At 67.7% G+C, this 12728-nt stretch carries 13 protein-coding genes and 1 riboswitch; of the genes, 8 read left to right on the top strand and 5 right to left on the bottom strand.

Translation table 11 applies throughout. The features are described from left to right. Window positions 1–928 precede the first annotated feature (928 nt). The 4 genes from ACO6D6_RS10170 to trmB all read right to left on the bottom strand — a co-directional run bounded on the left by ACO6D6_RS10170 (window position 929) and on the right by trmB (window position 3729). Window positions 929–1534 carry a superoxide dismutase gene (locus tag ACO6D6_RS10170; RefSeq protein ID WP_484785153.1) on the bottom strand — a complete coding sequence of 202 codons (606 nt, stop codon included), beginning with the start codon at window positions 1532–1534 and terminating at the stop codon, window positions 929–931. Window positions 1535–1616: 82 nt separating this feature from the next. Continuing rightward, the gene (locus tag ACO6D6_RS10165) at window positions 1617–2210 is read right to left on the bottom strand and encodes a class I SAM-dependent methyltransferase (RefSeq protein ID WP_484785152.1); all 594 of its coding nucleotides are present in this window, start codon (window positions 2208–2210) and stop codon (window positions 1617–1619) included. After that, a complete protein-coding gene (gene truA / locus ACO6D6_RS10160; protein WP_484785151.1) occupies window positions 2207–3019 on the bottom strand; it encodes a tRNA pseudouridine(38-40) synthase TruA in 813 nt (270 codons plus the stop codon). The genes ACO6D6_RS10165 and truA overlap by 4 nt, the downstream gene beginning before the upstream one ends. Further along, entirely contained in the window at window positions 3016–3729 is a 714-nt protein-coding gene (gene trmB / locus ACO6D6_RS10155; RefSeq protein ID WP_484785150.1) for a tRNA (guanosine(46)-N7)-methyltransferase TrmB, read from the bottom strand. The genes truA and trmB overlap by 4 nt, the downstream gene beginning before the upstream one ends. A 37-nt stretch (window positions 3730–3766) precedes the next feature. Next, window positions 3767–3898, top strand: a riboswitch (cobalamin riboswitch). Between the two features lie 23 nt (window positions 3899–3921). Here trmB and ACO6D6_RS10150 point away from each other — a divergent pair. The 4 genes from ACO6D6_RS10150 to ACO6D6_RS10135 are packed head-to-tail and all read left to right on the top strand — an operon-like array spanning window position 3922 to window position 7428. After that, window positions 3922–5151: an ABC transporter substrate-binding protein gene (locus ACO6D6_RS10150; RefSeq protein WP_484785149.1), complete on the top strand. Its 1230-nt coding sequence runs from the start codon at window positions 3922–3924 to the stop codon at window positions 5149–5151. Beyond that, complete coding sequence (locus ACO6D6_RS10145; protein ID WP_484785148.1) at window positions 5151–6173, top strand: iron chelate uptake ABC transporter family permease subunit; 1023 nt, start codon at window positions 5151–5153, stop codon at window positions 6171–6173. The genes ACO6D6_RS10150 and ACO6D6_RS10145 overlap by 1 nt, the downstream gene beginning before the upstream one ends. Then, window positions 6170–6982, top strand: coding sequence for an ABC transporter ATP-binding protein (locus ACO6D6_RS10140; RefSeq protein ID WP_484785147.1), 813 nt, complete (start codon window positions 6170–6172; stop codon window positions 6980–6982). Before ACO6D6_RS10145 ends, ACO6D6_RS10140 begins: the two co-directional genes overlap by 4 nt. 35 nt (window positions 6983–7017) lie before the next feature. Continuing rightward, window positions 7018–7428, top strand: coding sequence for a YccF domain-containing protein (locus ACO6D6_RS10135; RefSeq protein ID WP_484785146.1), 411 nt, complete (start codon window positions 7018–7020; stop codon window positions 7426–7428). 69 nt (window positions 7429–7497) lie between these two features. Here the strand turns inward: ACO6D6_RS10135 and ACO6D6_RS10130 are convergent, their stop codons facing one another. Then, complete coding sequence (locus ACO6D6_RS10130) at window positions 7498–9579, bottom strand: elongation factor G-like protein EF-G2 (protein ID WP_484785145.1); 2082 nt, start codon at window positions 9577–9579, stop codon at window positions 7498–7500. A 113-nt stretch (window positions 9580–9692) separates the two neighbouring features. On the opposite strand from ACO6D6_RS10130, the gene ACO6D6_RS10125 reads away from it, so the two are divergent. The 4 genes from ACO6D6_RS10125 to rpsI all read left to right on the top strand — a co-directional run bounded on the left by ACO6D6_RS10125 (window position 9693) and on the right by rpsI (window position 12727). After that, window positions 9693–11144 (top strand): Ada metal-binding domain-containing protein, encoded by a 1452-nt coding sequence (locus tag ACO6D6_RS10125; protein ID WP_484785144.1) that lies wholly within the window; start codon window positions 9693–9695, stop codon window positions 11142–11144. After that, complete coding sequence (locus ACO6D6_RS10120; RefSeq protein WP_484785143.1) at window positions 11141–11623, top strand: methylated-DNA--[protein]-cysteine S-methyltransferase; 483 nt, start codon at window positions 11141–11143, stop codon at window positions 11621–11623. Before ACO6D6_RS10125 ends, ACO6D6_RS10120 begins: the two co-directional genes overlap by 4 nt. Before the next feature lie 118 nt (window positions 11624–11741). After that, on the top strand, window positions 11742–12185 hold the full coding sequence (rplM, locus tag ACO6D6_RS10115; protein WP_484785142.1) for a 50S ribosomal protein L13: 444 nt from the start codon (window positions 11742–11744) through the stop codon (window positions 12183–12185). Window positions 12186–12199: 14 nt separating this feature from the next. Continuing rightward, complete coding sequence (gene rpsI, locus ACO6D6_RS10110) at window positions 12200–12727, top strand: 30S ribosomal protein S9 (RefSeq protein WP_484785141.1); 528 nt, start codon at window positions 12200–12202, stop codon at window positions 12725–12727. Window position 12728 lies beyond the last annotated feature (1 nt).

The raw sequence follows: 12728 nt of genomic DNA, 5'->3' as shown, positions 1-12728 counted from the left end.
GCAGGACGAGTTCGTAAACACCCCTGCTCATCCTCGTGAGTGGTCAATGCCTCACCGGGCAGGGCGACCGGACTCGTGGGCCTCGCGCCCAACGCACCGTTGCGGGACAGTCTCGGATTCTCACCGAACTTCGCCTGACCGGAAGGTGTTCGTCACCAAGCAGAATCGCCGAGGTCGCTGAGCCGCGGCCCCTGCGCCACGTCCTGGTCGAACATGAAGAGACTAGCACCGTGGGCAGGGCCGGGCGAGAGTGGGATCCCTCCTCGTGCGCGAAACACGGGAGAAAAACAGTTCGACGTCGTGTGGCGACGTTGAACCGTCGAACCTCCGTGATTCGTGCCCAGGGGGAGAGACAGGAAATGCTACTGTTCCCCGAACTACCCTCCCTGAAGTTGGTTGAGCCGGTCTGCTCGCTCTGCGAGTTGGCCGTGTCGAAGCCATGGTGACCGTGTCCGGGGAGCCGGGGTGGGTGTGCTTTTTGGCTGCCGGGTGGTTTCGACACGGGTCGCTCGTTCCTCGCGGCCCGGCTCAACCAGCTTCTGGGGGTGGTTTCGACTCGGGTTGCTCGTTCCTCGCTCCCTGGCTCAACCGGCTTCCAGGGGTGGTTTCGGCACGGGCCGCTCCCTCGTCGCGACTCCCGAACCTCCCTCCCCTCTGCACGTGAAACGCGGGAGAAGAACGTTTCAACGTCGTGTGGCGACGTTGAAACGTCGAACCTCCGCGATTCGTGCCCAGGGGGAGGGACGGCGGTTGGGGCCTTGATCCTGCGGAAGCGGGCCTCCGCGATTCGTGCCCCGGGGGGGAGAGGAGAGGCAGTAAATGGGGAGAGGAGAGGCAGTAAATGGGGAGAGGAGAGGCAGTAAATGGGGAGAGGAGAGGCGGGAAATGCTGCTGTTCCCCAATCCGCATCAACCAGCTTCGGGGGTGGTCAGGACGCGAAGGTCTGGGCCTTGGCGAAACGCTCGGCGACATCGGACCAGTTGACGACGTTCCACCAGGCGTTGACGTAGTCGCCCTTCACGTTCTTGTACTGCAGGTAGAAGGCGTGCTCCCACATGTCGAGCTGCAGCAGCGGGATCTGGCCCGCCGGGAGGTTGCCCTGCTGGTCGTACAGCTGGTTGATGTTGAGGCGCCGCCCGAGGATGTCGAAGACCAGCATGGACCAGCCGGAGCCCTGGATGCCGTTGGCAGTGGCGTTGAACTGCTTCTGGAAACCGTCGAAACCACCGAAGTACTCGTCAATGGCCGCGGCCAGCTCGCCGTCGGGACGGCCGCCACCCTCCGGCGACATGTTCTTCCAGAACGTGGAATGGTTGATGTGACCGCCCAGGTGGAAGGCCAGATCCTTCTCCAGCTTGTTGATGGCCCCGAAATTTCCGGACTCGCGGGCCTCGGCCAGCTGCTCCAGGGCCGTGTTCGCTCCCGCGACGTAGGCGGCGTGGTGCTTGCTGTGGTGCAGTTCCATGATCTCCGGTGCGATGTGCGGGGCCAGCGCTCCGTAGTCGTAATCGAGATCGGGCAGGACGTAGGTCATCGAGACTCCTCGGTTCGGGACATGCGGCCGGGCCGCGACGGTTCTCCCCATCCTATGCAGCCTTTCGGGACCTGCGGCGGAGTCAGGCGGGCGAGTCGCCGTCGCGCCGGACCTTCAACACCCGAAACCCTTTCGCCGAGGCCAGTTTCTCCGTCGGCCAGCCCTGCTCGATGAGCCAGGTCGCGAGGGAGTCCGCGCCGAGATTCTTGCTCACCACCAGATACGCGACCCCGTCGGGTTTCAGCCGGGGCAGCCAGGTGAGCAGAAGCTCGTGCAGGGCCTTCTTCCCGATGCGGATCGGCGGGTTGGACCAGATCTCGTCGTAGACGGCGTCCTCGGGCGAGAAGGTCCGCACCCGGTCCGCCACCCGGGCGCGTTCCGCGTTCATCCGGGTCAGGGCCAGGGCCCGTTCATTGACGTCGACCGCATCCACCTGCACCCCGGGGCTGGCCGCGGCGATCCCCACCGCTATCGGCCCGAACCCGCACCCCAGGTCGAGAACCCGCCCCTGTTCCGGCGGGGCGACGGTGCGCAGCAGCACCGAGGTGCCCAGATCCAGCCGGGTGCCGGAGAACACCCCGTTCGCGGTGGTGAAGACGAGTTCGCGTCCGAACACCGTGGCGGTGATCTCGCGGGTGATCATGGGGGAGGGGTCGTTGGTGAAGTAGTGACTCATGTCTCCTCCAGGCTTCGGCGGGCGCGGGCCTCGCGGGCGCGTGCGGCGAGCTGATCCTCGGCGGGATAGCCGACCTCCTCCAGCACCAGGCCGTGGGCGGGCATCAAAGGTACCTCTCCGCAGCGGCGGTCGCTGCCTGCGACCTTCGCCAGCCACGCCAGGTCCCGGCGTCCCGCGCCGACCACGGTCAGCGCCCCAACCAGGGCCCGCACCATCGAGTGGCAGAAGGCATCGGCCAGCAGGTGCACCTCCACCACCCCGTCGCCGCGCCGCGTGACGGTGAACTCCCGCAGGTCGCGGATGGTGGTGGCGCCCTCACGGGCCTTGCAGAACGGGGCGAAATCCCGCAGCCCCGTCAAAAGCTGCGTCGCTTCCTGTGTGGTGTCCAGGCACAGCGGGTGCCGCAGCTGGACCACGTGGTTGCGCAACAGGGGGTCCGGCACCTGCGCGGAGTCGATCAGGCGATAGCAGTAGCGCCGCCAGACCGCGGAGAAACGGGCGTCGAAGCCGTCGGGGGCCTCGGTCACGTCGCGGATGGCGATGTCTTCGGGGCAGATCCGGCGCAGCCTGCGCAGCAGGTCGGTGGGGGACAGGGCCGGGTCCTCGACGTCGACGTGGCACACCTGGCCGCGGGCGTGCACCCCGGCGTCGGTGCGGCCCGCGACGGTGAGCGTGGGGGCCGGGTCGAGGCGAAGCAGCCTGCCCAGTGACTCCTCCAGCACCCCCTGCACCGTCCGCAACCCCGGCTGGGAGGCCCAGCCGTGGAAAGCCCCGCCGTCGTAGGCCAGGTCGATGCGCAGCCGGGTCACGGCAACCGCCGGTAGGTCAGGTCGTAGACCTTGCGGCCCTGCGCCAGGCCCTTGGCCTCGTACTTCGTGACCGGGCGCGCCTCGTACCGCGGCGCCCAACCGTCGTGGAGATTCTCGAACCGCGGATGGGCGTCGAGCGTCTCCTTCTGCCAGAAGGCGTAGTCCTCCCAGTCCGTGGCGAGCCGCCACAACCCACCGGGCCGGAGTTTCAACGCCACCAGGTCGGCGAAATCCTTGCTGACCAGGCGGCGTTTGTGGTGCCGGGTCTTGCGCCACGGGTCGGCGAAGAAGGTCCACAGCTCCGTCAGGGAGTCGTCGTCGAACAGCACCGCCAGTCCCTGTGCGCCGTTGGCCGGCACGATGCGCACGTTGCCCACCCCTTCGCGACCCAGACGCCCCATGGTGGAGGCAATACCGGGTGGGAACACCTCGAAGGCGATGAAGTCGCTCTCGGGGCGGGCCGCTGCCATGGGCACCAGCGAATCCCCGTTGCCCGATCCGATCTCCACGATCCGCGGGGCCCGCCTGCCGAAGACTGCATCCCAGTCGACGTGGGCGTCGTCGGCTACGGAGGTGTCCATCTCCGCGGCGGGCACGTCGATGAGGAAACGGTCCCGGTGACGATCCCAGGCCGCCCGCTGCGAATCGTTCATCCGGGTGTTGCGGCGCACGAAACTGACGATGGTGCGCTGGGGACGAGGCGGTTTCACCCCGCGATGATAACCGGGTTAACGGGACCCGCCGTCGATGTGGCAAATGTTCGGCGGTAAGTTTTCTCATAGTCTCGTCGCGCAGGAATCCGGTGGAAATCCGGAACGGACGCGCCACTGTGACCCTCGAAAACGGGAAGTCAGGAACTGCCGGCGAAGACCATCCCAAAAAGGACGCGACATCCAGGATTGGTGATCAACGTGGAACTCACCCGCACCCTCGCAGCCCTTGCCGCCTTCGCCCTGTTACCTTTGGCGGCCTGTGGCCAGATGTCACAGTCGAGCACAGATGCCTCAAGCTCCCCTGCCGGAGTCGGGAGCGACGGCTGCGTCACCCAGTACGACGCGAACGCCGACTACTTTCCCGAGAAGACGAGCTTCTCCCACGCCACCGGGGTAACGGTGGAATACCACGGTTCCTACAAGACCGTGACGGTCAAGGAACCCCTGCAGGGTGCCTCGCCGGAGACCTACGTCCTCGTGCAGTGCGGGGCCAACCCCGAGCTGCCCTCCGAACTGGCCAACGCGCAACGCATCTCCATTCCGGTGCGCCGAGCCGCGACCTCCTCCACCACGCAGCTGCCCGCCTTCGAACTGCTGGGTGCCACCGACTCCCTGGCGGCGGTGCAGTCACCGAAGTGGGTCTGGTCCGAACCCATCGCAAAGCTCATCGCCGAGGGCAAGATCGTCGGTTTCGGCAATGAATCCGGTGGCATCAACGTCGAAACCCTCGCGGCCGCCACCCCCGATCTGTTCTTCTCCAGCGGTTTCCCCGACCCGGCCTACGACAAGATCCGGGAGCTGAAGGTACCCGTGGTGGGCAACTCCGAATGGTTGGAGAACACCCCGCTCGGCCGGTCGGAGTGGTTGAAGTTCACGGCCCTGTTCACCAACACCGAGGGCACCGCCAACCAGGTCTTCCAGAAGATCGAATCCGACTACACGGCGGTGAAGGACAAGGTCCAGCAGACCACCGAACGGCCCACCGCCATCACCGGCGCCCCCTTCAACGGGGAGTGGGCCCGTCCAGGGGGGCGCAGCTACGTGGCCGCCTTCCTCGCCGACGCCGGCATGACCTACGCCTTCGGCGAAGACGAATCCAACGGCAGTATCCCGACGGCGATCGAGACGATGCTGGAGGCCGGCGCCCGGGCCGACATCTGGTTCAACGCCGACACGACGAAGAAATGGCCCACCATCTCCGCGATCGGCGCCGACGATCCACGCCTGGTGACGATCAAGGCGGCCCAGGACGGGCGGGTCTACAACCCCACCAAGCGCATCAACGCCGCGGGCGGGAACGACTACTGGGAGCAGGGCGTGGTGCGCCCCGACCTGGTTCTGCGTGACCTCGCCAAGGCCGCCCACCCCGAGCTGTTCGCCGACCAGGACTACACCTTCTACGAGCAGCTTCCCGCCTGATGCGGCACCCACTCGGGTTCGCGGTCCTCGTCTGCGCGCTGACCGCGGCGGTGGCCGCGGGCCTGGTGCTCGGCCCCGCCCAGATCACCCTTGAGGAGGTCTGGGCGGTGCTGACGGGGCAACCCACCCGGCCCATCGCCCAGCTGATCGTCGGTTCCGTCCGGCTGCCCCGCACCATCACTGCCTGCCTGGCGGGGGCCGCGCTCGGGGTTACGGGACTGGCCATGCAGACGCTGTTCCGCAACCCCCTGGCCGATCCGTTCATCCTCGGCGTCTCCGCCGGCTCCTCGCTGGGGGTGGCGGCGGTGATCCTCGTGGTCGGGGGCAGTGGGGCCGCCGCCCTGACCGCGGGACTCGGGTTCGGTGGTGACCTGGCGGTCGTCGTCGCATCCGCCATCGGCTCCGGGCTGGTGATGGCGCTGGTGCTGGTGTTGGGACAGGTGGTGCGTTCCTCGGTGACCCTGTTGCTGATCGGGGTGATGATCGGCTACCTGGTCTCGGCCGGGGTGAGCATCATGATGTCCTTCTCCACCCCCCAGCTGATCGCCGCCTATTCGCGATGGGGGTTCGGCAGCTACGGCGGGGTGACCTGGGCGAATCTTCCGCTGATCTCCGCGGTGATCGGATTGGGGCTGGTGGTTTCTCTGGCGTTGTTGAAACCCCTCAACGCGCTGCTGCTGGGGGAACGCTACGCGCAGAGCGTGGGTCTGAACCTCAAGGCGGTGCGCATGGCGTTGATAGCGCTGAGCTCGGTGCTGGCGGGAACCGTGACCGCTTTCTGTGGCCCCATCCAGTTCCTCGGGATCGCAGTCCCACACCTGGCCAGGGGCACGTTCAACACATCCGATCACCGTGTCCTGATTCCCGCCACCGCCCTGACGGGGGCGCTGCTCGCGCTGACCGCCGACATCATCGCGGGGCTTCCCGGTGACTCGGTGCTGCCCCTGAACGCGATCAACGCCGCCTTCGGGGCGCCCGTGGTGGTCTGGATCCTGATGCAACGCCGGAGGCTCGCGCTGTGAACGTCCTGGAACTGGCCGGGCTCACCGTCGGGTATCGCACCCGGCGGAGCAGGAAGGTGGTCCTGGCGGGGCTCGACACCAGCCTCGAGAAGGGCCGTCTCATCGGACTGGTCGGACCCAACGGGGCCGGGAAATCCACCCTGCTGCGCACCCTCAGCGGGCTGCAGCCGCCGCTGGCCGGGAGCGTGAGGCTGCTGGGCCGGGACCTCGGGCGGATGCGGCGCGACGAAGTGGCCCAGCAGGTCGCGGTGGTGCTCACCGACCGGGTCGCACCGGGACGTTTGACCGTCGCAGACGTGGTCGCTCTCGGCAGGCACCCCCACACCGGATGGTCGGGGCGGCTCGGGGCCTCGGACCGTGAGGCCGTCACCACCGCCCTTGAGGCCGTCGGGGCGGGAGAGCTGACGAAACGGATGCTGTGGGAACTTTCCGACGGGCAGCGGCAGCGGGTGATGATCGCCCGCGCCATCGCGCAGGCCCCCCGGCTGCTGCTGCTCGACGAACCCACCGCCTTCCTCGACCCGCCCGGACGGATCCGTGTCTTCGAGCTGCTGCAGGACCTGGCACACGACCGCGGGATCGCGGTGGCGGTGTGCACCCACGACGTGGAGGTGGCGGCCCGGCACGCCGACCGGCTCTGGGTGGTCGGGCCGGAAAACGGAATGCGCGTCGGAACCCCCCACGAACTGGCCCACGACGGCACCCTGGAGGCCGCATTCGGCGGGGGCGTCGGTTTCGACCCGGACAGCTACACCTTCGTCTCGCGCCGGTCGCAACCGGATCGGGGAGGGCATCAGGGGGATACCTGAGGCACCGGGAACCCACCGGTATCTATGCTGAACCCATGCGTACCCTGCTGAATCTGATCTGGTTCCTACTCGCAGGCATCTGGCTGGCGATCGGCTACACGATTGCGGGGATCATCGCCTGCGTGTTCGTCATAACCATCCCGTTCGGTGTTGCCGCGTTCCGGATGGCCGCCTACGTCGCCTGGCCCTTCGGCAAGGCCGTGGTCCGGCGCCCGAACGCCGGAATGGGTTCCGGCATCATGAACCTCATCTGGTTCGTTTTCTGCGGCTGGTGGTTGGCTCTCGGACACGTCGTCGCCGCGATCGCCCAGGCCGTGACCATCGTCGGCATCGTAAACGCGGTCGTGTCGCTGAAGATGATCCCCGTCACCTGCTCGCCCTTCGGCAAGCAGATCGTGGACCGCGGCAACCTGGCCCCCTGGGACCGTCCGCTGCACTCCATCTGAGAAGTCCTCGAAAATGATCAACCGCCGCTGGGACTGCCAGCGGCGGTTGATCGTCCTTTTTCCTTGGCGTTATTCCTTCGGCCAGAGTTCCCGCGGCATCAGCTCATAGCTGTTGAACTCCCGGGTGAAGCTGCCCGTGCCCTGCGCCAGGCCGCGCAGGTCGATGGGGTAGTTGATCAACTCCAGCTGCGGCACCAGCGCGTCGATGATGGCGTGGCGCTCGGCGTCGGCGTCGCTGCCGAGCACCTGCCCGCGGCGACCCGCCAGGTCCGTCAGGACCGGGCCCAGGAAGGCCTCCCCGACGGTGATCCGCACCCGGTCCACCGGTTCCAGCACACCGATGTTGTTCTCCGTCGCGGCCTCGCGCAGCGCCAGGGCACCCGCGGTCTGGAAGGCCATGTCGGAGGAGTCGACGGAGTGGGCCTTGCCGTCGTAGAGGGTGACGGCGATGTCCACCATCGGGAAACCGAACAGGGTGCCCTTGGCCATCTGGGACTGGATTCCCTTGTCCACCGAGCCGATGAACTGGCGCGGCACGGCACCGCCCACCACCTTGTCGATGAATTCGTAGCCCGCCCCGCGTTCGAGGGGGGTGACCTCGATCTCGCAGACCGCGTACTGGCCGTGTCCACCCGACTGTTTCACGTGGCGTCCCTGGGCCTTGGCGGGGGCGGTGAAGGTTTCCCGCAGCGGCACCTTCACGGGCACCTCGTGGATGTTGAGGCCGTAGCGCTGCTTCAACCGCGCCAGCAGCAGCTCCTTGTGGGCCTGGCCCATCGTCCACAGCAACTGCTGGTCGGTTTCGGGGTTCCGCTCCAGGCGGACGGTGACGTCCTCGACGGCCAGCCGCTGCAGCGCCCCTCCGAGCTTGTCCTCGTCGCCCCGGGTGTCGGCCTCGATGGCGACGGGCAACAGCGCCTGCGGAACCCGCCAGGGCCGGATCGCGCCCGGGCGTTCCGTGGCGGACAGGGAATCCCCGGTCTCGGCCTTGGACAGGCGAGCCACGTAGACGATCTCGCCCGCGATGGCCTTGTCCTTGCCCACCAGTTCCAGGCCGATCGGCCCGGAGAGCTGACCCACCTTGTCGCTCTCGTCGTGGTCGGGGTGGGACGGGTCCTCGTCCTCACCGAACAGCTCGCGCCTGCCGGAGACGTGGACGGCGTCGTCGGTGCGCAGGGTCCCGGAGAACACCCGCACCAGCGACAGGCGACCCGAGTACTGGTCGCTGGTGGTGCGGATCACCTGCGCCACCAGCGGGCCATCCGGGTCGCAGGTGGCACGCGGCAGGGTTTCGCCGTCGAGGGTGACGATGTCGGGGACGGTGGTGGTGTTGGCGGCGGGGAAACCCTTCTCGATCCAGCGCAGCAACTCCTCGGTGCCGACGTTGCTGGTGGTGTGGGCGGGTAGGACCGGGAAGAACCGGGCGCTGATGATCGCCTTGTTCAACACCTCGTAGACCTCGGCGACGGCGATCTCCTCGCCCTCGAGGTAGCGCTCCATCAGGTCCTCGTCCTGGAGCTCGGTGATGATCGCCTCCAGCAACGGCGCGCGCTGCTCCTCGATGTAGGCGTTCTCCTCCTCGTCGGCGTCGCGGGAGATGCGGGTGCCGGAGGAGTAGTCGTGGATTCGTTTGTTCAGCAGGGAGATGTTGCCGGTGGAACGGTCGCCCTCGCGGATCGGCAGCAGTGCCGCGACGACACCTTCACCGAAGGCGTCGCGGCAGATCTCAACCATGGTGAGGAAGTCGGCGCGGCCCTGGTCCAGTTTCGTGATGGCGATGATGCGGGGCAGGCCTGCCTTCTGGCATTCCTCCCACAATGCGATGGTGGCCGGCTGGATCTCCTCGCCGGCGGGGATCACGAACACCGCCGCGTCGGCTGCCCGCAAACCGGCGCGCAACTCCCCGACGTACTCGGGGTGACCGGGGGCGTCCAGGAGGTTGATCTGCACGTCCCTGGCGGGGATGGAGGCCAGGGTGAGGGAGGCCGCTCGCTCGGGGGTGTCCTTCTCACCGCGATATCCCTCCACCCTGGCGCGCAGGAGGTGCTCGAAGAGGGTGGTCTTTCCCGACCCGCTGGCACCGACGAGGATGACATTACGGATTTGTTCGGGAGAACTGATTGCTACGTGAGTACTCGACTTTGAGGCCATACAAGAACACTAGTGCCTTGTCGGGGCGCATCAAGGTTGGGTCTTGGGAATGGCACCGAGATGTCTTGATCCCGCCAGAAAAATTGATCGGGAATCCAGCAGACTTGTACGACATGAACACGCTTCCCCTCGATGAGGACTCCTGCTACGAGGCGTGTGCGGGACGAGAACACGCCTGGGACGGGCACTTCGTGCTGGCCGTGACATCAACGGGCATCTACTGCCGTCCCTCCTGCCCCGCCCGGCTTCCCCGCCGGGAGAACTGTCGATTCTTCGCGACCGCGGCCGCCGCGGTGGCCTCCGGTTTCAGGGCGTGCAGGAGATGCCGGCCAGATCGCCTTCCCGGCGAGATGGGCTGGAGCCGACGGGAGGACCTGGTTGGCCGCGTCGTGCAGGCCATCCGTGACGGGGTGGTTGACGATCTCGGTGTGACCGGGCTGGGCGAACGGCTCGGGGTCGGTGTGCGGCAGTTGAACCGGATCTTCCGGGAAGAAGTGGGGGCCACGGTTCACCAGGTCAACCGGACCCGCAGGGCCCACACCGCCCGGATGCTCATGGACCACACCGACTGGAAACTGGGTGAGATAGCCTTCGCGGCTGGTTTCGGGAGCATCCGCCAGTTCAACGACGTCATGCGCGCCGAGTTCGGAACCAGCCCCAGAGGGCTGCGACGCCACCCCGAACCCGAAACTGCGCGCGGCAGGAGCGGGCGGTTCCGGCTGACGGTGCGGCTGCCCGCCCCGGGGGCGCAGGCGGGCACCGCCATGCGGGCCGCGCTCGCGGCACACGCGGTGCCGGGGGTGGAGAAGTTCGAGTCCGGGACGTTGACGCGCCTGGTGAACACCCCGGCGGGTGCTGCGCTTGCGCGAACCGACGTGATGGGCAGGGCGGAGCTGGACCTGCCCGCGCTCGGCGCCCTGGCCCCCACCCTGGGTGCGGTGCGTCGCTGGTTGGCCCTGGACGCCGACACCACGACCGCCGATGCCCTGCTGGGTCGCGATCCGCAGCTGGCCCCGCTGGTGGCGGAAAGGCCCGGATTGCGGGTCCCCGGGGTGGTCGACGGGGCGGAGTTCGCCTTCTTCACCGTGCTGGGCCAGCAGATCTCGCTCGCTGCCGCCCGCACCGTGCAGGAACGTTTCGTAACGTCATACGGCAGGCCCGCACCGGGGCTGGGGGAGCAGTGGCGGCTGCCGCCCGAGCCCGCGGCGGTGGCCGAGGCGGGGGAGAATGGGATTCGGGAGTCGTTGAGGCTGACCCGCTCCAAGGCCGCGACGCTGCACGCCCTGGCGGTCGAACTGGCGGGTGGGCTCCGCGTTGATCCGTGGGTCGACCGGGGTGAGACGCGCAGCAGGTTGTTGGGAATCCGGGGAATCGGGGCATGGACCACCGAGTTCATCGCCATGCGCGGACTGGGGGATCCGGACGCCTGCCCGTCCGGGGACCTGGTGCTCCAACGCGCCCTCGGTCTCGCGACCTCCCGTCAGGTGCTCGCGAGAGCGGAGGCCTGGCGGCCCTGGCGCTCACGCGCCGTCATGCACCTGTGGACCAAGGAGAGTTACCTGTGAAACACGAAGCCATCCTCACCCTGCCAGGAGGGGAGTGGACGATCATCATCGAGGACGACGAATTGACCAGCTGCCGTCACGGCGTTTCAACCCAGGGACTGTCCGCGGTGCCCGGGAACCACCCGATCCTGCATGCGCTGCGCGCCTACGCCGACGGCGACCTCCTGGCGCTGGACGAAATCCCGGTGGCTCAGCCCGGCGGTGAGTTCCACACCGCGGTCCGGGAGGCGATGCGGAGGATTCCGCCGGGGGACACGGTCTCCTACTCGGAACTGGCGGCCATGGCCGGGCGTCCGGCCGCCGCGCGCGCCGCGGCAGGTGCCTGCGCCCGCAACGCGGTGGCGATCGTGGTTCCTTGTCACCGGGTGATTCGCGGCGATGGGGGTCTCGGCGGCTACGCCCACGGACTGGACGTGAAACGGGCCCTGCTCGCCTTTGAACGAGAACACGCGGGAGAAAACCCGGGGCGTGGGTTTTGACCGAATCAGTTTCCTGCACATAGACTAGGCAGCTGTTGCGCGCCGTGCCGTCGACCCGAGGGTCGGGCGGCTGCGCGTGTGTGACCTCTCAAGTGTTTGATAACGAATGGAAGTTGCTGTGTCCACGTACACCCCAAAGCCTGGCGAGATCGCCCGGAACTGGCATGTGATCGATGCTGAAGACGTCATCCTCGGTCGGCTGGCCTCCCAGGTCGCCACGCTGCTGCGCGGCAAGCACAAGCCGACCTACGCGCCGCACATCGACGGTGGCGACTTCGTGATCGTGGTCAACGCTTCCAAGATCGCCCTCACGGGCAACAAGCGCACCGACGACATGCGCTACTCCCACTCCGGCCGACCCGGTGGCCTCAAGGCCGTCTCCATCGGTGAGCTGCTGGAGAAGAACCCCCGCAAGGCCGTGGAACGCGCCGTCTGGGGCATGCTGCCCAAGAACAAGCTGAGCCGCCGGCTCATCGGCAAGCTCAAGGTGTACTCCGGGCCGGAGCACCCGCATGCCGCGCAGAAGCCGCAGCCCTTTGAGATCACCCAGATTGCCCAGTGAGCCTAGGAAGTTCGATGACTGAGACCACCACCGCGGTCGAGGAGACCGCTGACGAGATCAAGCCGTTCGTCGACGAGCAGGACCGAGAGATCGCCTACCGTTCCGACTCCACCCCCGGGACCGCCGCCGGTGAGACCGCCCGGGCCGCCATCATCGCGCCGGGAGCCGCCACCGGCCGCCGCAAGGAGGCCGTCGCCCGCGTGCGCATCGTCCCGGGCTCCGGGCAGTGGGCCATAAACGGCCGCACCCTCGAGGACTACTTCCCGAACAAGGTCCACCAGCAGCTGGTGTCCGATCCGTTCGCCACCGCCGGGGTCACCGGCTCCTACGACGTCATCGCCCGCATCGAGGGCGGCGGCGTCACCGGGCAGGCCGGTGCGCTGCGTCTCGGCATCGCCCGGGCGCTGAACGAAATCGACACCGAGGCCAGCCGCCCCGCCCTGAAGAAGGCCGGGATGCTGACCCGCGACGCCCGCGTCAAGGAACGCAAGAAGGCCGGCCTCAAGAAGGCCCGCAAGGCCCCGCAGTACTCCAAGCGCTGAT

It is taken from the genome of Arachnia sp., assembly GCF_057238465.1.
The sequence above is the reverse complement of the archived record's forward strand: the minus strand, read 5'-3'. Positions and strand labels throughout refer to the sequence as shown.